This is a genomic window from Cupriavidus necator A5-1, from assembly GCF_000744095.1.
In the GTDB taxonomy this organism is placed as follows: Bacteria; Pseudomonadota; Gammaproteobacteria; order Burkholderiales; family Burkholderiaceae; genus Cupriavidus; species Cupriavidus necator_A.
The window spans coordinates 2,329,266-2,351,112 of the sequence record NZ_JQLI01000001.1 but is presented as its reverse complement, the minus strand read 5'-3'; the positions used below and the strand labels follow the sequence as shown (position 1 = coordinate 2,351,112).

General features: G+C 67.5%; 19 protein-coding genes and 1 pseudogene. 13 read left to right on the top strand and 7 right to left on the bottom strand.

The genetic code is table 11. The features are described 5' to 3' along the window. Positions 1-87: 87 nt before the first annotated feature. Positions 88-945, top strand: a complete 858-nt coding sequence (locus tag K307_RS10345; protein ID WP_042877990.1) for a ferritin — start codon at positions 88-90, stop codon at positions 943-945. Between the two features lie 71 nt (positions 946-1,016). On the opposite strand, the gene glxR is transcribed toward K307_RS10345, so the two are convergent. Beyond that, positions 1,017-1,898, bottom strand: coding sequence for a 2-hydroxy-3-oxopropionate reductase (gene glxR / locus K307_RS10340; RefSeq protein ID WP_080744979.1), 882 nt, complete (start codon positions 1,896-1,898; stop codon positions 1,017-1,019). Between the two features lie 40 nt (positions 1,899-1,938). Further along, the gene (locus K307_RS10335; RefSeq protein ID WP_042877988.1) at positions 1,939-2,733 is read right to left on the bottom strand and encodes an HpcH/HpaI aldolase family protein; all 795 of its coding nucleotides are present in this window, start codon (positions 2,731-2,733) and stop codon (positions 1,939-1,941) included. A 400-nt stretch (positions 2,734-3,133) separates the two neighbouring features. Here K307_RS10335 and K307_RS10330 point away from each other — a divergent pair, with 400 nt between their 5' ends. The 3 genes from K307_RS10330 to K307_RS10320 all read left to right on the top strand — a co-directional run bounded on the left by K307_RS10330 (position 3,134) and on the right by K307_RS10320 (position 6,208). Further along, the gene (locus tag K307_RS10330; protein ID WP_042877987.1) at positions 3,134-4,087 is read left to right on the top strand and encodes a 2-hydroxyacid dehydrogenase; all 954 of its coding nucleotides are present in this window, start codon (positions 3,134-3,136) and stop codon (positions 4,085-4,087) included. A gap of 46 nt (positions 4,088-4,133) precedes the next feature. Next, positions 4,134-5,093, top strand: a complete 960-nt coding sequence (locus K307_RS10325) for a Bug family tripartite tricarboxylate transporter substrate binding protein (protein WP_042877985.1) — start codon at positions 4,134-4,136, stop codon at positions 5,091-5,093. A gap of 134 nt (positions 5,094-5,227) precedes the next feature. Further along, on the top strand, positions 5,228-6,208 hold the full coding sequence (locus tag K307_RS10320; RefSeq protein WP_042877983.1) for an ABC transporter substrate-binding protein: 981 nt from the start codon (positions 5,228-5,230) through the stop codon (positions 6,206-6,208). Between the two features lie 203 nt (positions 6,209-6,411). On the opposite strand, the gene K307_RS10315 is transcribed toward K307_RS10320, so the two are convergent. After that, on the bottom strand, positions 6,412-7,326 hold the full coding sequence (locus K307_RS10315) for a pyridoxal-phosphate dependent enzyme (protein ID WP_042881762.1): 915 nt from the start codon (positions 7,324-7,326) through the stop codon (positions 6,412-6,414). Between the two features lie 135 nt (positions 7,327-7,461). Between K307_RS10315 and K307_RS10310 the strand changes: the two genes are divergently transcribed. After that, positions 7,462-8,400, top strand: a complete 939-nt coding sequence (locus K307_RS10310; RefSeq protein WP_051974804.1) for a LysR family transcriptional regulator — start codon at positions 7,462-7,464, stop codon at positions 8,398-8,400. Positions 8,401-8,608: 208 nt separating this feature from the next. Here the strand turns inward: K307_RS10310 and K307_RS46005 are convergent. The 3 genes and pseudogenes from K307_RS46005 to K307_RS46000 form a co-directional block, all read right to left on the bottom strand. Further along, positions 8,609-9,262, bottom strand: a pseudogene (locus K307_RS46005) (alpha/beta fold hydrolase); the annotation flags it as partial. Positions 9,263-9,372: 110 nt separating this feature from the next. Next, positions 9,373-10,686 (bottom strand): MFS transporter, encoded by a 1,314-nt coding sequence (locus K307_RS10300; protein WP_042877979.1) that lies wholly within the window; start codon positions 10,684-10,686, stop codon positions 9,373-9,375. Between the two features lie 99 nt (positions 10,687-10,785). Further along, positions 10,786-11,319 carry a 2,4'-dihydroxyacetophenone dioxygenase family protein gene (locus K307_RS46000; protein ID WP_230625625.1) on the bottom strand — a complete coding sequence of 178 codons (534 nt, stop codon included), beginning with the start codon at positions 11,317-11,319 and terminating at the stop codon, positions 10,786-10,788. A 198-nt stretch (positions 11,320-11,517) separates the two neighbouring features. Here K307_RS46000 and K307_RS10290 point away from each other — a divergent pair, with 198 nt between their 5' ends. Further along, positions 11,518-12,423, top strand: a complete 906-nt coding sequence (locus tag K307_RS10290; protein ID WP_042877978.1) for a LysR family transcriptional regulator — start codon at positions 11,518-11,520, stop codon at positions 12,421-12,423. Between the two features lie 9 nt (positions 12,424-12,432). Here the strand turns inward: K307_RS10290 and K307_RS10285 are convergent, their stop codons facing one another. Further along, a complete protein-coding gene (locus K307_RS10285) occupies positions 12,433-13,191 on the bottom strand; it encodes a FadR/GntR family transcriptional regulator (protein ID WP_042877977.1) in 759 nt (252 codons plus the stop codon). Positions 13,192-13,393: 202 nt separating this feature from the next. On the opposite strand from K307_RS10285, the gene K307_RS10280 reads away from it, so the two are divergent. The 7 genes from K307_RS10280 to K307_RS10250 are packed head-to-tail and all read left to right on the top strand — an operon-like array spanning position 13,394 to position 21,832. Beyond that, on the top strand, positions 13,394-14,629 hold the full coding sequence (locus K307_RS10280; RefSeq protein ID WP_042877975.1) for an ABC transporter substrate-binding protein: 1,236 nt from the start codon (positions 13,394-13,396) through the stop codon (positions 14,627-14,629). A 4-nt stretch (positions 14,630-14,633) separates the two neighbouring features. Continuing rightward, positions 14,634-15,743 (top strand): phosphotransferase family protein, encoded by a 1,110-nt coding sequence (locus K307_RS10275; protein ID WP_230625623.1) that lies wholly within the window; start codon positions 14,634-14,636, stop codon positions 15,741-15,743. A 36-nt stretch (positions 15,744-15,779) separates the two neighbouring features. After that, positions 15,780-16,955, top strand: a complete 1,176-nt coding sequence (locus K307_RS10270) for an acyl-CoA dehydrogenase family protein (protein WP_042877972.1) — start codon at positions 15,780-15,782, stop codon at positions 16,953-16,955. Beyond that, positions 16,952-17,725, top strand: coding sequence for an SDR family NAD(P)-dependent oxidoreductase (locus K307_RS10265; RefSeq protein ID WP_042877971.1), 774 nt, complete (start codon positions 16,952-16,954; stop codon positions 17,723-17,725). Before K307_RS10270 ends, K307_RS10265 begins: the two co-directional genes overlap by 4 nt. A gap of 19 nt (positions 17,726-17,744) precedes the next feature. Then, entirely contained in the window at positions 17,745-18,923 is a 1,179-nt protein-coding gene (locus K307_RS10260) for a CaiB/BaiF CoA transferase family protein (protein ID WP_042877970.1), read from the top strand. A 55-nt stretch (positions 18,924-18,978) separates the two neighbouring features. Further along, positions 18,979-20,619, top strand: coding sequence for an acyl-CoA synthetase (locus K307_RS10255; RefSeq protein ID WP_051974803.1), 1,641 nt, complete (start codon positions 18,979-18,981; stop codon positions 20,617-20,619). Positions 20,620-20,665: 46 nt separating this feature from the next. Beyond that, the gene (locus K307_RS10250; protein WP_042877967.1) at positions 20,666-21,832 is read left to right on the top strand and encodes an iron-containing alcohol dehydrogenase; all 1,167 of its coding nucleotides are present in this window, start codon (positions 20,666-20,668) and stop codon (positions 21,830-21,832) included. The last annotated feature ends 15 nt before the right edge of the window (positions 21,833-21,847 follow it).

Here is a 21,847-nt window from a genome sequence, read left to right as displayed (position 1 = left end):
ACATCCAAGATTTCGATTCTTGGTTCTTTCGTATGAACCAAGGCGAGCGCATGATGCTTTCAGCTCGCGTAATTTCAAAGGCTTACCATGCTCTACCCCGAACTGTTCAAATCGTTGGAAGCCGTCCGCTGGCACATGGACAAGGACATCCCGTGGGATACCTTTGACGCCAGCATGCTGACGGACGACCAGGCCAAGACCATCCGGATGAACGCGATCACGGAATGGTCCGCCCTGCCCGCGACCGAAATGTTCCTGCGCGACAATCGCCACGATTCCGACTTTTCGGCGTTCATGAGCATCTGGTTCTTCGAGGAACAGAAGCACTCGCTGGTGCTGATGGAGTACCTGCGCCGCTTCCGCCCGGACCTGGTGCCGACCGAAGAAGAGTTGCACGCGGTGCGCTTCGAGTTCGACCCGGCCCCGCCGCTGGAAACGCTGATGCTGCATTTCTGCGGCGAGATCCGCCTGAACCACTGGTACCGCCGCGCCGCCGAATGGCACACGGAACCGGTGATCAAGCATATCTACCGCACCCTGTCGCAGGACGAAGCCCGCCACGGCGGCGCCTACCTGCGCTACATGAAGAAGTACCTGGCCCAGTTCGGCGACAACGCGCGCGCCGCCTTCGCCAAGATCGGCGTGCTGATGGCCTCGGCGCGCCGCACCGAGAAGCCGCTGCACCCGACCAACCTGCACGTGAACAAGGCGCTGTTCCCCAACGACACGGTGCAGTCGCGCCTGCCGGACCCGGACTGGCTCGAACACTGGCTGGACGAACAGATCCGCTTCGACAAAGGCTGGGAGAAGAAGGTCATCGAACGGATCCTGCACAACCTGTCGCTGCTGTTCGAACGCACCTTCGAGACGGTGCAGGACCTGAACCGCTACCGCAAGGAACTCAGGAGCGAATCGCGAATGGCCGGCATGGCGGCCACCGCGTAGTCACTGCGCGATGACCCACTCCGCGACCGCCGTCCGGCGGTCAGCGGGCGCGGGTCGCGTTGCGGTGCGCTTCAGGATCCGATTTCGTGATTGGCCATCAGCTCCAGCGCCCGCACGATCGCCGAATGGTCCCAGCCCGCGCCGCCATGGCTGGCGCACGCGTTGAACAGCTCCTGGCACGTCGCCGTATTGGGCAGCGACACACCCAGCTCGCGCGCGTTGGACAGCGCCAGGTTGAGGTCCTTCTGGTGGAGCCCGATGCGGAAGCCGGGACTGAAGGTGCGCTTGATCATGCGCTCGCCATGCACCTCCAGCACCTTGGACGAGGCGAAGCCGCCCATCAGCGCCTCGCGCACGCGTGCCGGGTCCGCGCCCGCCTTGGAGGCAAATAGCAGGGCCTCGGCAACCGCTTCGATGTTCAGCGCCACGATGATCTGGTTGGCCACCTTGGCGGTCTGCCCGGCGCCGTTGTCGCCGACCAGCGTGATGTTCTTGCCCATCAGCGCGAACAGCGGACGCACCTTGTCGAAGGTCGCTGCTTCGCCGCCCACCATGATCGAGAGCGTGGCATTGCGCGCGCCGACTTCACCGCCGGACACCGGCGCATCCAGATACTGGCAGCCGAGCGCATTGATGTGGGCGGCAAACTCCTTGGTCGCGATTGGCGAGATCGAGCTCATGTCGACCACGATCTTACCGGCGCCGAGCCCCTCGGCAACCCCGCCCTCGCCAAACAGCGCCGCTTCCACATGCGGGGTATCGGGCACCATCAGGAAGATCACGTCGGCCGCCTCGGCCACTTCCCTGCCGGAGCCGCAGGTCACGCCGCCCTTGTCCAGCAGCGCCTGCGGCGCGCCGCTGCGGCTGTACAGCCTGACCTCATGCCCGCCGGCGATGAGGTTCTCAGCCATCGGGCTGCCCATGATGCCAAGTCCGATAAATCCCAGTTTCACTTTTCTTCTCCGTTAGTTTGGTTGGCCTGCCTGGCCGGGCTCAATACCCCGACGCAGTCTCCGGCGGTGGCACGGGCCCCGCGCGCATCTGCGATATCACCTGTCTTGCCCCCGCCGCCATCAAGCGCGCGTCGGAACTCACCGTCACAAAGCGGAAGCCCTGCTGGATCCGCCGCAAGGCAGCTTCCGGCGCGCCGTTGTGGATGCCCGCGACGCGCCCATGCGCCTTGGTCCGTGCGATCACGTGCGCGATGGCCTGCACGACCGGCGGGTCGACATCGTCAAAGGTCGGCCGACAACCAAGCGCGAGCGACAAGTCCGATGGGCCGATATACACGCCATCGAGCCCGTCGACCGAGAGGATCTCGTCCAGGTTGTCCAGCCCTTGCAGGGTCTCGATCATCGCCAGCACCACGACCGTGTCGTTGGCGCGTTCGGGATAGTCCGCACCGCCGTACAGCAGGCCGCGGATCGGCCCGAAGCTGCGCGCGCCCAGCGGCGGGTAGCGCGTGGCGGCCACCAGGCGTTCGGCGTCCGCACGGTTGTTGACCATCGGGCAGATCACGCCATACGCGCCGGCATCGAGCACCTTCATCAGGATGCCCGGCTCGTTCCATGGCACGCGCACCACCGGCACGGTATTCGTGGTGGAAATCGCCGTCAGCAGCGCCAGCGCATCCGCGTAGTCCAGCGCGCCGTGCTGCAGGTCCACCGTCAGGGAATCCCAGCCCTGGTGGGCCATCGTCTCCGCGGCAAAGGCGCTGGGGATGGAAAGCCAGCCGTTCACGACCGCCTGGTCGGCGGCCCACATGGTTCGAATCCGGTTCTCGCGCATACGGTCTCCTCCAGTTGCAGGTTGCATGCGGCGGCGTGCGAGCGCGTCGCGATGACTCGATTGCGATCTTCCAGTCTGGATCACATTCTTCCAACGGGCCAGTTCGCGCTGGCTGTACGCATCGAACAGCAAGAATGTGATACGTTGTCCTACAACATTTTACGGGCTTGCGACGAGCTTGCCGGCTGGGGATTACCCCATGCCATGATGACAATTGACATCAAAATCGCACGACTTCGCCCTTTCCCGCCTCCTCGCGTTTACCCGCAATTCGACCAGTTTCTCTTGGCGACGGCCGCACGCACGTCATAGGATGACTGATGAGTGCGGTGCAGCATGTCGCCTACTTCATCTCTGCCCCCGCGCTGGCCAAAACGCAGCGCCCACGACACCGAGCCCAATGAAACCACACATCCTCCAGCTGAGCCCCATCCTGATCCCCGCCATCAACGACAAGCTGGACGCGCACTACACCGTGCACCGGCTCTTCGAGCAGGCCGACAAGGACGCTTACCTGCGCGAGCACGGCCCCCGCATCCGCGCCGTCATCACCGGCGGTCACACCGGCATCAAGCGCGCGATGATGGAGCAGCTCCCTGCCCTGGAGGTGGTGGCAGTCAACGGCGTGGGCACCGACGCGGTCGACCTCGAATACGCCCGCGCACGCGGGTTGCCGGTGACCGGCACCTTCGGCGCGCTGACCGAGGACGTGGCCGACCTCGCCGTGGGCCTGCTGCTCGCGACCTGCCGCGGCATGTGCGCGGGCGACCGCTTCATCCGCGCCGGCGAGTGGGTGCGCAACCCGCAGCCGAGCGCGATCCCGCTGGCCCGCCGCGTCAGCGGCATGCGCGTGGGCATCGTCGGCATGGGGCGCGTCGGCCGCGCCATCGCTGCGCGCCTGGCTGCATTCGGCTGCCCGATCGCCTACACCGATCTCAAGGCGATGGATGACGTGCCCCACACCTTCGTGCCCGAGCTGGTCGAACTCGCCCGCCAGAGCGATGCCCTGGTGCTGGCCGCCGCCGCCGACAAGGCCGAGGGCATCGTCGATGCCGCGGTCCTCGACGCGCTCGGCAAGGACGGCTACCTGATCAATATCGCGCGCGGCCGGCTGGTGAAGGAAGACGACCTGGTCGCGGCACTCGAGGCCGGCCAGATCGCGGGCGCGGGGCTTGACGTCTTCGTCGACGAGCCCAACGTCCCCGAGGCGCTGTTCGCCATGGGCAACGTCACGCTGCAGGCGCACCGCGCCAGCGCCACGCACCAGACCCGCACCGCTATGGGCGAGATGGTGCTCGACAGCATCGCCCAGGCCCTGGCGGGCCAGCGGCCCGAGTTCAGCCTGACCACCTGAGCCTGGCGCCCACCATCAAACCCCATAACAAACCAACGGAGACATCATGCATATCCCCCACCTCGCGGCACTCACCCTGGCATTGCTCGCATCCGGCATCGCCGGCGCGCAGTCCTATCCGGCCAAGCCCATCACCATCGTGATCGGCTCCAGCCCCGGCAGCACCACCGACGGCCTCGCCCGCGCGGTGGGGGCGCAGATCACCAAGGAGACCGGCCAGCCGGTCGTGGTCGACAGCCGACCCGGCGCGTTCGGCGGCATTGCCGCGCAGCAGGTCGCGCGCGCGGCGCCGGACGGCTATACGCTGTTCATGACGACCAACACCACGCAGGCCGCCAACCCGCACCTGGTCAAGTCCCTGCCCTACAACCCGATCAAGGATTTCGCGCCGATCGGGCAGCTGGTGCAGGGCTATATGCTGATGGTGGTGAACCCCAACGTGCCGGCCAAGACCGTGCCCGAGTTCGTCGCGCTCGCAAAGAAGGAACCCGGCAAGCTGACCTACGGGTCCGGGTCGTCGTCCGCGCGTGTTGCCACCGAGCAGTTCCAGCACATGACCGGCACCAGGCTGACCTACGTCCCGTACAAGGCCAACCCGCCCGCCGTCATCGACCTCGTCGCAGGGCAGACCGACGTGATGATCGTCGACCTGACCACCAGCCTGCCGCAGGTCAAGGCCGGAAAGCTGCGGGCGCTCGGCGTCAGCAGCCCGCGGCGCTCGGCGCTGTTGCCCAATGTGCCGACGATCAGCGAACAGGGTGTCGCAGGCTATGAATTCGGCTACTGGAACGCGCTCTATGCGCCTGCCGGGACGCCGGCGCCGGTCGTCAACCGGGTGTATGAGCTGATGCGCAAGGCGATGGCCAGCGAACAGGTGAAGCACTTTGTGGTGGAGAACGGGATGGAGGTGAAGGTGTCTTCGCCTGAGGAGTTGGGCAAGTTCCAGGTGGCGGAGCTGGAGCGGTGGGGGAAGATTATCAAGACAGCGGGGATTCAGCCGGAGTAGGAGAAGGGACCGCCAGATTTGCGTTGGCCATCCGAATTTCTCGGCGGGGCCGCGCATATGGATTGCCGGTTTTATTCGTTGGTATTCGCGTGCCACGAGCGTACGGTCGTGTGTTCTTACATCCCCTGAATGCCATGACCGCTTCCCGACGACAGTTCTTGCGCCAGGGCGCCGCCGCCACTGCCGCGCTCGCCTCCGGCCCGATCCTCTCCTTCACCACGTTCGCCGCCGGCAATGCGCAAGCGCAGGGGCGCCCGGTCCTGAAGGCCGGCGACCAGAAGGGCGGCCTGCGCGCCCTGCTCGAATCCGCCAACGCGCTCGAGGGCCTGAGCTACGACATTCAATGGACCGAGTTTCCCGCCGCGGCGCCGCTGGCCGAGGCGCTGAACGCTGGCGCGGTCGACAGCGGCCCGATCGGTGATGCCCCGGCGATCTTTGCGCTTGCGGCCGGCACGCGGATCAAGCTGATCGGCGCCAACCGCTCTGACCCTTACGGTACGGCGATCCTGGTGCGACCCGACTCGCCGCTGCGGCAGGCGGCCGACCTCAGAGGCACGAGCATCGGCACGAACCGTGGCTCGATCGGGCACCTGGTCACGCTCAAGGCGCTGGAATCCGCGGGGCTGAAGCCAGAGGACGCCAACATCCGCTTTTTGCCGCCAGCGGATACCAAGCTTGCGTTGAGCAACGGCTCGGTGGATGCGTGGGCGACGTGGGAACCCTATACCGCCATGGCGGAAACGAGCGGCCACGCGCGCGTGCTGGTCAGCGGACGCGGGCTATGGTCCGGCCTCAGCTATCTGGCCGCCACCGATGCAGCGCTGGCGACGAAGCGCGTAGTGCTGCAAGACTTCCTGCGTCGGGTGGTGCGTGCGCAGCGATGGTCCTACCAGCATGTACCGGAGTTCTCGGCGACGCTCGCCCGCATCATCGGGATCTCACCGCAGGCGGCAAGGCTGCAGTTCGAGCGGCGGCACACGCAATGGCGGAACATCGATGCCGAACTGATCGCCGAGCAGCAGCGCACGGCTGATTTCTACCTGAAAGTGGGACTACTCAGGCAACGGCTCGACGTGCGGCAGACATTCGACTCCGGCTTTCCCCTGGTCGCCTGACCCCACGGCCGCCAGCACACCCGCAAGCCGCCAGGTAGAAGAGTCCCCGCAGCGCGGTCTGGTGAACACCGGCGACACGGCAGCGCACCACGCCGAACGATCTCTGGATCTGAGGCCCTTGCGCCACACGTTTGCCGGGGTCAACCGACGGCAGGCCACGACGATACGGCGGCGCCGCCCGCAAGTACAGCGGGGGGCTGCGTTCAGCTCGGCATCCATCCGAGCAGATCCGCCGCTGACGTACCCGCCCCGCCGCAGACCACCACCAGCAGCTCCGACGCTTGGTCAAGCTCGGGTATATCGAGGTTCAGCGCAGCCAGGGCCACGCCACAGGCCGGCTCGACCACGACGCGATGGTCCTGCAGGAACTGCAGGGAAGCGCCGACGGCCGCGTCGTCGGTCACCACGACGCTGCGGATGGGATGCCGGGAGGCCCAGTCCACGGCCTGCTGGCAGGGAGACCGGGCGCCGAGCGATGTGGCGACGGTGGCGATCTCGGCCAGCGCCACCGGTTTTCCGGCGGCGATCGACGCCGCATAGCAAGCGGCCCCGGCCGTTTCCACGGCGATCACCGGTACATCGGACCAGCCATTGCGGGTCATGCCTTCCAGCACGCCGCAAAGCAGGCCACCCCCGCCCACTGACAAGATAACGGCTCCCGGCTTGCATCCCGCCTGGGCGACTTCGTCCACCAGCGTCGCATGCCCTTCCCATAGCAGCGGGTCATCGAAGGGATGGATAAAGACAGTCTCCGGCGACGCGGCCCCGAGTGCGAACTCATTGGCTTCCGCCCAGGACTTCCCATGCACGATCAAGCGCGCGCCTTCCAGCGTGATCAGCGAGCGGGCCCGTGCCGAGGTGGATTCCGGGACCACGACAGTCACCGGCACGCCCAGTTCACGGCCGCAGTACGCCACGGCAATGCCGGCATTGCCACCGGACGAGGTGATAAAGCCCTTTGCCCCTTGCTCCAGGTATCGCTCGCAGGCGTACCCGACCCCGCGCAACTTGAAGGAACCCGATGGCTGAAGCGCCTCCATCTTCAGGCGCACTGGCTTGCCCAGGCGGACGGAGAGCGGCCGGGACAGCAGCAGCGGCGTGTGGATATGAAATGACATGGATGGTGAGAAGGCGGTGTCCGGAGATGCCACAGCGTAGACGTCATTCAGCATGCTTTCAAATACTCAATTCTTCACATTGCTATACTTTCAAGGCATAGAACATAGATCGCCGACAGCGGGTGAGGAGCGTGAATGCCAACCATCGAGATGCGACATCTGCGCTACTTCGTCGCGGTGGCGGAAGCCCGCAGCATTGTCGCGGCCTCGCGCGCCCTGAACATCGTGCAACCCGCGCTGTCGCGGCAGATCAGGGACCTGGAGGAGCATGTGGGTACCGCCCTGCTCGTCCGGCATCCGAAAGGGGTGCAGCTGACGGCGGCCGGTGTCGGCTTCTTGCAGGACGCCAGGCAACTGCTTCACGATGCGGACCAGGCGTGCGATCGCGCCCACCGGATCGGTCAGGGACTGAGCGGGACGCTCAGGATCGGCGTGCTGCCGAACTATCTCGCCCTGGCACAGACCACGTCGATCCTGGAGGATTTCAGGGAGCATCAGGCCGACATACTGCTGTCGGTAGAGCCGATGCTGTCGGCGCAGCAAGCCGACAGCATCCGCAATGGCGAGCTGGATGGCGGCATCATGGCCTGGCGCCCGAAGGATGACCCTTCGCTCGACGGGCATCTGCTGCTGCGCGACAGCTTTGTCCTGGCCATGCCCGCCGCTCAGGAGGAACCTGCGGCGATACGACTGGCCGACCTGGCGTCAGAGAAGTTCATCTGGTTCAGCCGGGAACGCTCTCCGGCACAGCACGATGCACTGGTCGCGGAGTGTGCCAGGAGCGGTTTCTTCCCGCGGATCGTGCAGATCGGCACCGATATCCCGACCATGCTCGGCCTGGTCGCGGCAGGCATGGGGTACGCCTTCGTGCCGGAGAGCATTCGGCCGATGTGTCCGCCAACGGTCAGGCTGTTGCGTCTTCGGGACTTGAGGACACAGTTCGATGTCGAGTTCGCCTTCCATGCGCAAGCGCAAACACGCGCACCGGCGGTTGATCGCTTCCTGATGTCGGTGCGGCGCGTGGTGCGGGCAAAGTCTGGCGCTTCCGTGAGAGCGAGGCGCCAGCTGGAATAACGCCGGCAGGCATGCCTGAGCGTGGGCACCGCCAGCGTTCCGCCTTCCCCTCAGGCCAGAAAGAAATCGCGCAGCGCCGCCGATACCGCGCCCGGGTCGTTTTCCGCGGGGAAATGACAGGCGAGCGGGATGCGCACCAGCCGGGTGTTCGACATCTCGCGCGAAAAGCATGCTCGATGCGTTGGAAGGGATCGTCCTCGCCCCAGACCAGCAGCTTGGGGATTGCCGACGCACGCAAGGCCGGCACCAGTGCCTGCGTATAGCGATGGTCCGCCGCCCCTGCCACCGCCATCCACGAGCGCGCCACGCGCGCATCCAGCCATGGCGACAGGTACTCGTCAACCAGTTCAGGGGTTGCCGCACGATCCAGGCATCGCGTGATCGCCGTTCGACGCGCCGAGATGATTTCCTCGTGGGTGGTGGCGGCGGCGACCACCGGGTCGTGGAAGCGCGCCACGGCCGGCACCGGCCATGAGTCATACATCACGGCATTGACGAGTGCCAGGTGGCTGACTTCGATGCCACCGTGTACAAGCAGGTGCTGCGCGATCCCGCCGCCGATGTCGTGCGCGGCCAGCCTGACCGGGCCGGTGATCCCGGCCGCGTGCGCAAAGCGTTCCACCCAGGCCGCAAGTGCCGGGATCGATGCCGTATCGATGGTCAGCTCGCCGCCGGAGCAGCCGAGCCCGGGCAGGTCCACCGCCACGCAGTGCAGTCCGGCCGCAGCCAGCTCGTCCAGCACTGGCTGCCACGCGCGGCTCCAGAACGTACCGTGCAGCAGCAGCACGGCGGGATGCGCGGGGTCGCCGGCGCTCAGGTAGCTGGTGGCGACGCCATCCACATCAATGGTCAGTCTTTGCATGTCATTGCCTCAAAGCCATAAGGTTGAAAGATATTGTGCTGCGCTTCTGCCATGGCAGACAGGCGGCCAGCCTCACGGCTGGCCTTGAGGTTGCATATGCTGCTGCGCTGTTACCGCAGCGGCATGCCGCGCGTCTCGGGCGTCTTGCAGAACGTCAGCAGGGTGATGAAGGCGCCGCAGCCCACGTAGAGGAAGAACCAGCCCTCCTGCCCGCGCGAAGACAGCCAGGTCAGCAGGTACGGTGTGGTGCCACCCAGCAGCGCCACCACCAGGTTGTAGCCGGCGCCGATGCCCACGCCGCGCACTTGCGTATCGAACCATTCGGCCATGATCGATGGCGCGATCGACGCATAGAGCGCAAACGCCATCAGCCCGAAGCATTCGATCAGCAGCAGCGTCCAGAAGTCCGCATTGAGCATCGACACGACCGGGTACAGGAACAGCAGGTTGGCCAGCGCATAGACGAGCAGCTGCGGGCGCCGGCCAAAGCGGTCCGACAGCGCACCGCACAGCGGCAGCGCCAGCATGAACAGCGCAATGCTGATGGTGCTCGCCTGAAACGCAACATCGGGCGTGGCGCCGCCCTTGCGCATCGCGTAGACCGGCATGTAGCTGACAAAGAGGTAGAAGCTGAACGCCGGCAGCACCGTGCTCCCCATCAGGCGCAGCATCGCGCCGCGGTGGTGCTGCCAGACCCAGTCCAGCGAGCGCCGGCGGATCTCCCCTGCGGCCTTCATCTTCGTGAACGCCTGCGTCTCGTTGACCCCGTGGCGAATCCAGAAGCCGAACACCGAGCCGCAGCCGCCGAGGAAGAACGGGATGCGCCAGCCGTAGTCATGCAGGGCCTCGGGCGTCATGAAGCGCGTCATCAGCCACGCCAGGCCCGAGGCCAGCAGCAGGCCCGCGGCAATGCTGCAGAACAGGAAGCTGCCGTAGAAGCCGCGCCTGGCCGGCGGCGCCGATTCCGTCAGGTAGGTGGTGGCCGCACCGTACTCGCCGCCGACCGACAGCCCCTGCACCATGCGCGCGGCGGTCATCAGCACCGGCGCCCAGATGCCGATCTGCGCGTACGTCGGCAGGATCGAGATCGCGAACGACGAGCCCGCCATCATCATGATGCACAGCGTCAGCGCGCTACGCCGGCCATAGCGGCCAGAGAACGCGCCGATCAGCCAGCCGCCCAGCGGCCGCATGAAGAAGCCGATGGCGAACACCGCGAAGGTCGACAGCAAGGCGGCATTGCTGTCTTCGCCCGGAAAGAACTGCTTGCCGAAATAGATGGCGAATACCGTGTAGATCGACCAGTCGAACCATTCGACCGTATTGCCGATGCTGCCGGCAAAGATGGTGCGCACCGCGCCGCTGCGCGCGGGCGCGTGATGGGCTTGCGCCAGGTCCTGCACCTGGCTGGTCTGGATTTCCATATTGTCTCCCCGGGCCCTGCTCGGTGGCGGCAGGGTCCTCTGTCTTGCGCGCGGCGGGTTCCACGGGCTTTGTCGATGGCGCGCTTCGCGTGCAGCGGATCAGCGGATCAGCTTGTCGAGGTCGCGCTGGTCCAGGCCGTTCTCTTCGTAGTGGCGGCGTGCGGCAGCGATCTTGGTGAAAACGTCCTCGTGGCCGACGATGTTGTCGCCGTCGAGGTAGATGTAGCCCGCCACCGCGTGGAACCAGGTGATCATTTCCGGCACGTCGTCCGGCACCACCAGGGTATGGGTCTCGCCCGGGGGTTCCATGATGAATGAGCCTTCGGTGTACATCTCTTCATGCTCGAGATAGAACCAGTGGCCCTTGAGGACCACCGCATGCACCGCGCCGAAATGCTTGTGGCACGAGAGCACGCCGGACTTACGGACGCGCAGCAGGTTGACGTAATATCCCTGGGTCACGCCGAAGCACAACGGCAGGAAGGCGACGCCATCGGCCTGGGGGATCCAGCGGATGTCATCGATGTCGGTGAGGTTGCCGAAGAAGATGTCCGGGCGCGCGTCCGGCGGCAGCGGATTCACCGCGGCCTGCACGCCGCTGGGATTGTGGAATTTGCGCGAATACACTTGCACAACGAGCTCCTTTGAGTGGGTACCGACCCTGGTCACGCAGGGTTGAGCGCATTGTGTTGCGTGAAGAATCGGGGAACCAGCACCGCGGCGGAATAGCCGCTGTGCCAGGCAGGCACAGGTCGCCTTGCCACCGGACGCGGACAATGCCAACGACCGGAGGCCGGCGCGCCCGCGCCCCGTCATCAAGGGCAACCAGACGTGGACAAATATTCAGAGCTCGTCGCTTTCCTGCATTCGGCCCGCAGCCGCAGCTTCTCTGCCGCCGCGCGCAATCTCGACATCACGCCGTCAGCGGTCAGCAAGCTGGTCGCGCGGCTGGAGACGCGCCTGGGCGTGCGCCTGTTCGTGCGGCAAGGACGCACCGTCGCCCTGACCGAAGAAGGCCAGAGCTACCTGCCCAGCGCGGAGATGGTGGTAGAAGCGATGGCCAATGCGGATGCGCACGGCGGTGCGCTCAGCGAGGCGCTGCACGGCAGGGTCCGCGTGCACACCATGCTGACGTTCGCGCGGCACCAGATCGTGCCGTGGCTGCCCGCGTTCCTGAAGGCCTATCCGGGGCTGTCGGTGGAGTTCCATATTGCGCCGCAGTATGAAGACGCCTTCGACAAGGGCGTGGACGTCGCCATCCACAGCGGCGCGCTGCCAAGCTCCTCACGCGTGGCGCGCAAGATCGCCGCGAGCCGCTGGATCGTGTGCGCGTCACCGGAATATCTGGCACGGCACGGACGGCCGCAGACGCCGGCCGACCTGCAGCAGCGCACCTGCGTGGGCTTCAGTTTTGTCAGCGAGTGGAATGTGTGGCCGTTTCGCGCCGAGGATGGCATGACCTACGGCGTACGGCCTGCCAGCGTAGTGGACACCACGCAGGGCGAGATCGCGCGCGACCTGGCGCTCGACGGTTTCGGGATCGTGCGGCTGGCCGAGTTCCATATCGGCAAGGACCTGCGCGCGGGCCGGCTGATGCCGGTGCTGGAGCCCTACCAGGACCCGGCCAAGGAACCGCTCTACCTGGTCTACCCCAACCGCAAGCATCTCAGCCCGCGCGTGAAGGCGTTCTGCGACTACCTCACCGAACGGCTCGCATCGCAGTCCTGGGCACAGTAATGCAAGGCGTCAGTCAGCGCGCGGCACGGGCCTCGCGTGCGGCGCCGCCACCGGCGATTGCAGGTCAAGCTTGGCGGACTGGTAGCCGCGCCGGAAATCCTGCACGTGCTTTTCCATCCAGGCCTGCGCGCCGTCCTCGTCGCCCGCGCGGATCGCGGCGACGATTGCCTTGTGCGCCTCCAGCAGCCGCTTGCCCGCCACCGGCACGCGCGTCATCACGGCGGCGAACGCGGGATAGAACAGCCGGCTGAGCGGTTCGCGGGCCAGTACCAGCGCGCGATTGCCGCTCATTGCGGCGACGATGCCGTGGAACTCGATGTCGAGTTCCACCAGGCTCTCGCCAGCCTTCAGCGCCAGCTCGGTCCTGCGCAGGTTGTCGTCGAGCCGCTCCAGCGCCTCAGGCGTCGCACGCGCGGCGGCCAGCCGTGCCATCGGCGGCTCCAGCACCGACATCGCCTGCCACAGTTCGTCGAAGACGATCTCGTGCAGTACCAGCGCGCGCTCCAGCTGCTTGCCGACCTCCGCGTCGGAGGGCCGCGTCACCACCATCTTCTTGGCATGTTCGCGGCGCACCAGGTTCGCTTCCTCGAGCACGCGGATGCCTTCGCGCACCGTGGAGCGGTTCACGCCGAACATCTCGCACAGTTTGGCCTCGGTCGGCAGCGGGTCGCCTTCACGCAGCCGGCCGTCCAGGATGCGCTCGATCATGGCCTCGGCGAGCACCCGGTATGCCGGGATGGTGCGGATCTTCTCGAATTGGGCTTCCAACGCTATTCCCTCGCTTGTGCCGGCGCAGGCACCGGTCTACGTCCCATTGTCTGACCATCAGACTATTCAATCACACCCGCGCTGTCAAACCCTCAGCGGCGCTTGACAAGCCAAAAGTGGCTGCTATTCTGATTGTCAGACAAACCGACACACGTTCGGTTCACACCGCCCGCCGGGGCTGCCGGCAAGGAGAGGAGACACAATGCAACGCAAACCACTCACCACGGCCGTGGCGTGGGCGCTGGCGCTCGCCCTGCCGCCTGCGCTGGCGCAGAAGCCCGCGAATTCGCCGGCCATCTCCGACAGCGAAGTCCGCATCGGCGTGCTGACCGACCTGTCCGGCATCTACTCCGACCTGTCCGGGTCGGGCTCGGTGCTGGCCGCGAAGATGGCAATCGATGACTTCAAGGCCTCCGGCAAGCCTGCCTTCGCGATCCGGCTGGTTTCGGCCGACCACCAGAACAAGCCCGACATCGCCTCGACCAAGGCGCGCGCGTGGTTCGACGAGGACAAGGTCGACATGATCGTCGACCTGCCCGCCTCGTCGGCGTCGCTGGCCGCGGTCAAGCTGGCGAAGGAAAAGCAGCGCCTGGTGATCGTGTCCAGCGGCGCCTCGACGCGCATCACCAACGAGGACTGCACCCCCACGGCCTTGCACTGGACCTACGACACCTACGCCCTGGCTACCGGGACCGCGAGCGCCGTGCTCAAGCGCGGCGGCGACAGCTGGTACTTCATCACCGCCGACTACGCGGGCGGGCGCGCGCTGGAGAAAGACGCCGCCGACGTGGTCATCGCCGGCGGCGGCAAGATTGTCGGGCGCTCGACGCATCCGTTCCCGGGCTCGGACTTCTCGTCCTACCTGCTGGCGGCGCAGGCCTCCAAGGCCAAGGTGATCGCGCTGGCCAATGCCGGCAACGACACCACCAACACCATCAAGCAGGCGGCGGACTTCGGCATCACCCGCAAGCAGACCATGGCGGCGACCCTGATGTTCATTACCGACGTGCACAGCCTGGGCCTGGACAAGGCGCAGGACATGTACCTGACCGAAGGCTTCTACTGGGACCTGGACGAGCAGACGCGGGCCTGGTCCAAACGCTTCCATGCGGTGCAGAAGCGCATGCCGACGATGGCGCAGGCCGGGGTCTACTCCGCCGTGCTGCACTACCTGAAGGCGGTGCAGGCGGCGGGCAGCGACGACGCGATGACCGCGGTGAAGAAGATGCGCGAGCTGCCGGTCTCGGACATGTTCGCCCGCAACGGCAAGCTGCGCGAGGACGGGCGCATGGTGCACGACATGTACCTGTTGCAGGTAAAGAAGCCCGCCGAGTCCAAGTACCCGTGGGACTACTACCACGTCCGACAGGTGATCCCGGGCGACCAGGCCTTCCTGCCGCTGGCCAAATCGACCTGCGCCAGCGTGCGCAAGGGGTAAGGCCGTGGCAACGATCCTGCCAGCCACGCCGCGCGCCGCCGCCCATGCAGACCCGGCCATGCCCGGGTTCCGCCCGCGCGCCCAGACCGTACCGCTCGACTGGGCGCGGCTGCGCCGCTACCTCGCCGGGCTCGGCCATGAACTGGACCTGACGGAGATGCCAAGGCAGTTTGCCGGCGGCCTGGCCAACCTGAACTACCTGATCCGCCTGGACGGGCGCCAGTGCGTGCTGCGCCGCCCGCCCCCCGGCCCGCTGCCGCCCGGCGCCAACGACATGGCGCGCGAGCACCGCGTGCTCAGCAGCCGGCTGTGGCAGCGCTTTTCGCAGGCGCCGCGCAGCCTGATGTACTGCGTCGATCCGGACGTGCTCGGCGCGCACTTCCTGGTGATGGAATACCGCCCCGGCCTGACCATCGGCGCCGACTTGCCAGCGTGGCTGGACAGCAGCGTCGCCGGCCCGCGCATCGCCAGTACGCTGGTCGACCTGCTGGTGCAGCTGCACAAGACGGACGCTGCCGAGGTCGGCCTGGACGACCTCGGCAAACCCGACGGTTTCCTGGCCCGCGCGATCGAAGGCTGGACGCGCCGCGCCGAAGCCCTCAATGGCGAGGCCCCGCACCCCGCCGTGCGCGAACTGGCGCAGTGGCTGCGCGCGCATTGCCCGCCCGACGGCAAGCCCACGCTGCTGCACTGCGACTTCAAGCTTGACAACATCGTGCTCGATCCCGAGACCCTGCGCCCGCGCGCCGTGCTGGACTGGGACATGGCCACGCGCGGCCACCCGCTGTTCGACCTGGCCACGCTGCTCAGCTACTGGACCGAGCCGGGCGACCCCGAGGCCGTGCGCGAGCTGCGGCAGATGCCGACCACGTCGCCCGGGTTCCCGTCCCGCGCGCAGATCGCCGAAGCCTACCGCCAGCGTACCGGCTGCGACCTGTCGGACCTGCCGTTCCATCGCGTGCTGGCGATGTTCAAGCTCGGCGTGGTGTTTCTGCAGCTGCATGCGCGCTACCTCGCCGGCGCCACGACCGAGCCCAGGTTCGCCGGCTTTGGCCGCATCGGCCGGTCTATCCTGGACTTCACGCATGACATCGCGCACGGACGCGCCAGCTAGACGGACAACTGATCCGCAACCACGGAGACAAGCCAGATGGACTTCACCCTACCCGATTCGCTGCAAGCGCTGCGCGAGCGCACCGCGGCGTTTATCCGCGACCAGATCATCCCGCTCGAGGCCGATACCGGCCGCGGCGCGCACGGCCCCACCGAGGCGCTGCGCGTGGAACTCAATCACCGCGCACGGCGCGCCGGGTTGCTGGCGCCGCACGTGGCCGAGGAATGGGACGGCCTGTGGCTGTCCCATCTCGGGCGCGCGGTAGTGTTCGAGGAAGCCGGCTATTCCTTGCTCGGCCCGCTGGCGCTGCACTGCGCGGCGCCTGACGAAGGCAACATGCACCTGTTGGAGGTAGTGGCCACGCCGGCACAGAAGGCGCGCTGGCTGCGCCCGCTTGCCGCCGCGGAGATCCGCTCCTGCTTCTGCATGACAGAACCCCATCCCGGCGCCGGCTCCGATCCCGCACTGCTGCAGACCACGGCCGAGCGCGACGGCGAAGGCTACGTGATCCGCGGCCACAAATGGCTGATCACCGGCGCGGATGGTGCCGGCTTCGCCATCGTGATGGCGACCGTACCGGGCGAAGGCGGCGGGCCGACCATGTTCCTGACCGACATGCAGGCACCAGGCATCCGCATCGGGCGCATCATCGACAGCATCGACCAGAGCTTCGCGGGCGGCCATGCCGAGGTGTTCTTCGAAGGCTGCTGCGTCGGCCCGGACCAGGTGCTCGGTGAAGTCGGCCAGGGACTGCGCTATGCGCAGGTGCGGCTCGCGCCCGCGCGGCTCACCCATTGCATGCGCTGGCTGGGGGCCGCGCGCCGCGCGCACGATATCGCCACCGCCCATGCGCGCGAGCGCCACGCGTTCGGCAAGCCGATCGGCGAGCACGAAGGCGTGGGCTTCATGCTGGCGGACAACGAAATCGACATCCATATGTGCCGGCTTTCGATCTGGCACACGGCCTGGCTGCTGGACCAGGGCCAGCACGGCAGGCATGAGTCCAGCATGGCCAAGGTGTTCTGCTCGGAGGCGATCTTCCGCATCGCGGACCGCTGCGTTCAGGTGCTGGGCGGCCTGGGCGTGACGCGCGATACCGTGGTGGAGCAGATCTTCCGCGAGGCGCGCGCGTTCCGCATCTACGACGGCCCCTCCGAGGTCCATCGCTGGGCCATTGCACGGCGCGCGCTGCGCACGGAGACGGCGCGATGAACGGCTACGCAAACCTGTTCGACCTGCGCGGCCAGGTCGCCGTGGTGACCGGCGGCGGGCGCGGCATCGGCCGCGCGATTGCCGAGGCGCTGGCGTCGCACGGCGCCCGCGTGGTGGTGTGCGGACGCACCGCGGGCACGCTGGATGCGGTGGCCGAGGCCATCCTCGGCCGCGGCGGCGAAGCCATGACGGTGAGCGCCGATGTCGCCAGCGACGACGATATCCGGCGCCTGCGCGACACCGTGCTCGACCGCTACGGGCAGATCGACATCCTCGTCAACAACGCCGGCATCGATCCGCACTATGCGTCGATGGAGCACACCACCGACGAGGCATGGCGGCAGATCCTGGATATCAACCTCACCGGCGTCTATCGGTGCTGCCGCCTGCTGGGCGAAGCGATGCTGCCGCACCGCCAGGGTGCCATCGTCAACATCAGTTCCATCGCCGGGCATATCGGCCTGAAGCGGCAGGTGCCCTACGCCGCCTCCAAGGGCGGTGTCGAGCAACTGACCAAGGCGCTGGCGCACGACTGGGCCGAGCATGGCATCCGCGTCAACGCCATCGCCTATGGCTTCGTGCAGACCGACCTGACCGCCGGCGTGGTGGCGCATCCGCATATCGGCGCGAAGTTGCTGTCGCGGATCCCGCTGGGTCGCTTCGGCAAGCTGGCCGACGTGCCCGGCGCCGCGGTGTTCCTGGCCTCGCCGGCCGCCGCCTACGTCACCGGCCACAGCCTGCTGGTGGACGGCGGCTGGACCGCCACCTGAACCAAACCTCTGAGCGCCCATGACCACCGCCCTTGAAGGACTGAAGATCCTGGACCTGACCCGCCTGCTGCCCGGCGCCTTCTGCACGCAACTGCTCGCCGACTACGGCGCGGACGTGCTGAAGATCGAGCAGCCGGGCCACGGCGACTACAACCGGCAGTTCGCGCCGATCCACAAGCAGGAGTCGGGCTCGTTCCTGCTGCTCAACCGCAACAAGCGCAGCCTGACGCTGGACCTGAAATCGACCGAGGGCAAGGAGGTGTTCCTGCGCCTGGCGAGCGAGGCCGACGTCGTGGTGGAAGGCTTCCGCCCCGGCGTGATGGAGCGCCTCGGCCTGCACTATGACGTGCTGGCGGCGGCCAACCCGCGCCTGATCTATTGCGCGATCTCCGGCTACGGCCAGGACGGCCCGCGCGCGCAGGCGTCCGGCCACGACCTCAACTACATGGCGCTGACCGGTGCTTTGCAGCTCTTCGGCACACCGGGCACGGGGCCGATCGTGCCCGGGCTGTCGATCGCCGACGTCGGCGGCGGCTCGCTGATGGCGGCGGTCGGCATCCTGACCGCGCTGGCGGCGCGAGGCACCAGCGGCCGCGGCCAGTTCGTCGATATCTCGATGGCCGACGGGCTGGTGAGCTGGCTGTGCTACCACGCCGCCGACTATTTGTTTGGCGGCGTCGAGCCGCGCGGCGGCGAGCGGCCCTTCATCGGCCAGGCGCCCTGCTACAACGTGTACCGCTGCGCCGACGGCCGCCATTTGTCGCTGGGCATCATCGAGGCGCATTTCTGGGACCGCTTCTGCGACCTGATCGGGCGGCCGGACTTCAAGGCGATGCAGTGGCCGACGGGTGAGGACGCCCTGCTCCAGCAAGCCATCCTGACCTCGGTGTTCGGCGCAGAATCATGCGACACATGGGTCGAGCGGCTGGCGCAGGCCAATATCCCGGCCAGCCCCGTCAATACGATGGCCGAGGCCTTCGACGATCCGCAGCTGCGGCACCGCGGCATGCTGCAGCACCTGGACCACCCGGTCGAGGGCCGCATCCCGCAGCTCGGCTTCCCGATCAAGTTCTCGGCCTCGCCCGGCACGTTCCGGCTGCCGCCGCCGCTGCTGGGCGAGCACAGCGAGTCCGTGCTCGCCGGGCTTGGCTATTCCGCCGGCGAGATTGCGCGCCTGCGCGCGCGCGCCGTGATCTAGCGCCGTACCTGAAAACAATTGCCGTGGCGCCATCGCAGCGCCCCAGGAGACAGACATGCCCGACCCGATGATGGCGTACGCCGACACCTATCGCCGCTTCCGCTGGTGCCTGCCGGCGACGTTCAACTTTGGCCGCGACGTCGTCGATGCCCACGCGCAGCGCCAGCCCGACAAGCTCGCCTTGCTGTGGTGCGACGACAGTGGCGCCGAACGCCGCTTTACCTTCGGCGAGATGCGCACCCTGTCCAACCGCTTCGCCAACCTGCTGGCCGGCGCGGGCGTGCGCCGCGGCGACCGCGTAATCGTGATGCTGCCGCGCATCCCGCAATGGCAGGTGGCGATGGTGGGATGCCTGAAGCTCGGCGCGGTGCCGATCCCCTGCATCGAGATGCTGACCGCCAAGGACGTCGGCTACCGCATCGGCCACGCCGGCGCCACGGCGGTGGTGGCGCACCGCGACAGCGTCGGCAAGTTCGATGGCATTGCCGGGATCGGCACCAGTATTGCCGTGGGCTGCGCGCCCGGCTGGCTGGACTTCGACGAAGCGCTGGCCGCCTGCGACGACGATTTTGCCTGCGCCGACATGGCGCCGGACGAGCCGGCCATCCTCTACTACACTTCCGGCTCCACCGGCAATCCCAAGGGCGTGCTGCATGCAGCGCGCGCGCTCTATAGCTGGCGCGTGGCCGCCAGCGACTGGCAGGGCCTGCGCGAAGACGACCTGATGTGGTGTACCGCCGATACCGGCTGGAGCAAGGCCGGCACCAGCATCCTGTTCGGGCCATGGTCGGCGGGCACTGCCGTGCTGTTCTACAACGGCCCGTTCGATCCCGCCACGCGGCTGGCGCTAATCGCGCGCCATGGCGTCACCGTGTTCTGCGGCGCCGCGACGGAGTTCCGCCACCTCGTCAATGCGCGCTTTGCCGACTACGACCTGGGCCGGCTGCGCCTGGCGGTCTCCGCGGGCGAGGCGGTCAACCCGGAAGTGATGCGCCGCTGGCGCGAGGGCACCGGCGTCGAGCTGCGCGAGGGCTACGGCCAGACCGAGACGCTGATGACGGTGGTGAACCCGCCCGGCGCGCCCGTGCGGCCGGGCGCGATGGGACTGCCGCTGCCGGGCTCGACGCTCGCGATACTGGACGAGCAAGGGCATCCCCTGCCGCCCGGCACCAGCGGCCAGCTGGCGCTGCGCCTGCCCAATCCGCAGGTGATGCTCGGCTACTGGAACGATCCCGGCCTGACCGCGTCGACCCGCGTGCAGCACGAGGGTACCGAGTACCTCCTGACCGGCGACCTGGCCCACGCCGATGCCGACGGCTACCTGTATTACGACGGCCGCAGCGACGACATCATCAGCTCGGCCGGCTACCGCATCGGCCCGATGGAGGTGGAAAACGCGCTGATCGAACATCCCGCGGTGCTGGAATGCGCCGTGGTAGGCAGCCCCGACGTGGAGCGCGGCGAGATCGTCAAGGCCTTCGTGACGCTGCGGCCCGGCTTCCAGCCAGGCGATGAACTGGTGCGCGCGCTGCAGGACCATGTCAAGCAGGTCACCGCGCCCTACAAGTACCCGCGCGCGATTGCATTCGTCGAAGCGTTGCCGAAGACCGCCAGCGGCAAGCTGATGCGGCGCCTGCTGCGCGAGCGGGAATACGCCGCGCATGCCGCCAACGATTCGTCCCGCCAGCCGGCCTGAGCACCGGCGCCTCCACTCACTGACGCTTCATCGCTTCGGAATACTGATGCCAGCCGGAACCTATCGCTACCTGCCCCTCGAACGGGTGCACTTTGGCCGCCCCACCGCGCAAGTCCTGGCCGAGGAGGCCGACCAGCGCCGCGCCGCGCGCATCTTCGTGGTGAGCAGCCGCACCCTGAACCGCACCACCGACGCGGTCGGCCGCTCCATCGCCGGCGTGCGCGACAAGGTGGTCGGGCGCTTCGATGCCTGCGTCGAGCATGTGCCACGCGACTCGGTGATCGCGCTGGCCAGTGCCATGCGCGAGGCCCGCCCCGACCTGGTCGTCACCATCGGCGGCGGCACCGCGATCGATTCGGTCAAGGTCGCACTGGTGTGTTTGGCAGAAGATGTGAGGACGGCCGAAGCGCTGGATGCGCATCGCGTGCGCGTCGATGCCGCCGGGCAGCGGATCGTGCCGCGCATCGCGCCGCCGCCCTGCCGGCAGATCGCCGTGCCGACCACGCTGTCGGCGGCCGAGTTCAGCGACCTGGCCGGGTGTACCGATACGGCCAGCGGCAGCAAGCACCACGTTACCGCCGAAGGCATCGGCCCCGCCAGCGTGATCCTGGATCCGGCCATGACGGTGCATACGCCGGCGCAGCTATGGCTGTCCACCGGTATCCGCGCGGTCGACCATGCCGTGGAATCGCTCTGTTCGATCGATGCGCAGCCGATGACAAACGCCACCTGCCTGCACGGGCTGGCCATGCTCGCCGCGGCCCTGCGCCGGCACCAGGCCGACCCGGCGGACCACGCCGCGCGGCTGGACTGCCAGCTTGGCGTGTGGCTGTGCGCGAGCGGCGTTAACCGCGTGCGCTACGGCGCCAGCCATGGCATCGGCCATGTGCTGGGCGGCGCGCTCGGCGTGCCGCACGGCATCACCTCGTGCCTGCTGCTGCCGGCGGTGATGCGCTACAACCTCGCGGTGACCGCGCCCGCGCAGCGGGCCATGGCGCGCGCGCTGGGGCACGACGGCGCCGATGCGGCCGGGCTGATCGCCGCGCTGATCCGCGATCTCGGCTTGCCCACGCGGCTGCGTGAGCTGGAGATTCCGCCGTCAAGCTTCGAGGGGCTGGCGCACAAGGCGCTGGAGAACCAGTGGGTCCGCGCCAATCCGCGCCGCATCGATCGCGCGCAGCAGGTGATCGACATCCTGCAGGACGCCTGGTAACGCCCTGCCCCGCCG

Coding starts and splice junctions, on each gene's coding strand:
- K307_RS10345 (WP_042877990.1), top strand. CDS start 88: ATGCTCTACCCCGAACTGTTCAAATCGTTGGAAGCCGTCCGCTGGCAC.
- K307_RS10335 (WP_042877988.1), bottom strand. CDS start 2,733: ATGCGCGAGAACCGGATTCGAACCATGTGGGCCGCCGACCAGGCGGTC.
- K307_RS10330 (WP_042877987.1), top strand. CDS start 3,134: ATGAAACCACACATCCTCCAGCTGAGCCCCATCCTGATCCCCGCCATC.
- K307_RS10325 (WP_042877985.1), top strand. CDS start 4,134: ATGCATATCCCCCACCTCGCGGCACTCACCCTGGCATTGCTCGCATCC.
- K307_RS10320 (WP_042877983.1), top strand. CDS start 5,228: ATGACCGCTTCCCGACGACAGTTCTTGCGCCAGGGCGCCGCCGCCACT.
- K307_RS10315 (WP_042881762.1), bottom strand. CDS start 7,326: ATGTCATTTCATATCCACACGCCGCTGCTGCTGTCCCGGCCGCTCTCC.
- K307_RS10310 (WP_051974804.1), top strand. CDS start 7,462: ATGCCAACCATCGAGATGCGACATCTGCGCTACTTCGTCGCGGTGGCG.
- K307_RS10300 (WP_042877979.1), bottom strand. CDS start 10,686: ATGGAAATCCAGACCAGCCAGGTGCAGGACCTGGCGCAAGCCCATCAC.
- K307_RS10280 (WP_042877975.1), top strand. CDS start 13,394: ATGCAACGCAAACCACTCACCACGGCCGTGGCGTGGGCGCTGGCGCTC.
- K307_RS10270 (WP_042877972.1), top strand. CDS start 15,780: ATGGACTTCACCCTACCCGATTCGCTGCAAGCGCTGCGCGAGCGCACC.
- K307_RS10265 (WP_042877971.1), top strand. CDS start 16,952: ATGAACGGCTACGCAAACCTGTTCGACCTGCGCGGCCAGGTCGCCGTG.
- K307_RS10260 (WP_042877970.1), top strand. CDS start 17,745: ATGACCACCGCCCTTGAAGGACTGAAGATCCTGGACCTGACCCGCCTG.
- K307_RS10255 (WP_051974803.1), top strand. CDS start 18,979: ATGCCCGACCCGATGATGGCGTACGCCGACACCTATCGCCGCTTCCGC.
- K307_RS10250 (WP_042877967.1), top strand. CDS start 20,666: ATGCCAGCCGGAACCTATCGCTACCTGCCCCTCGAACGGGTGCACTTT.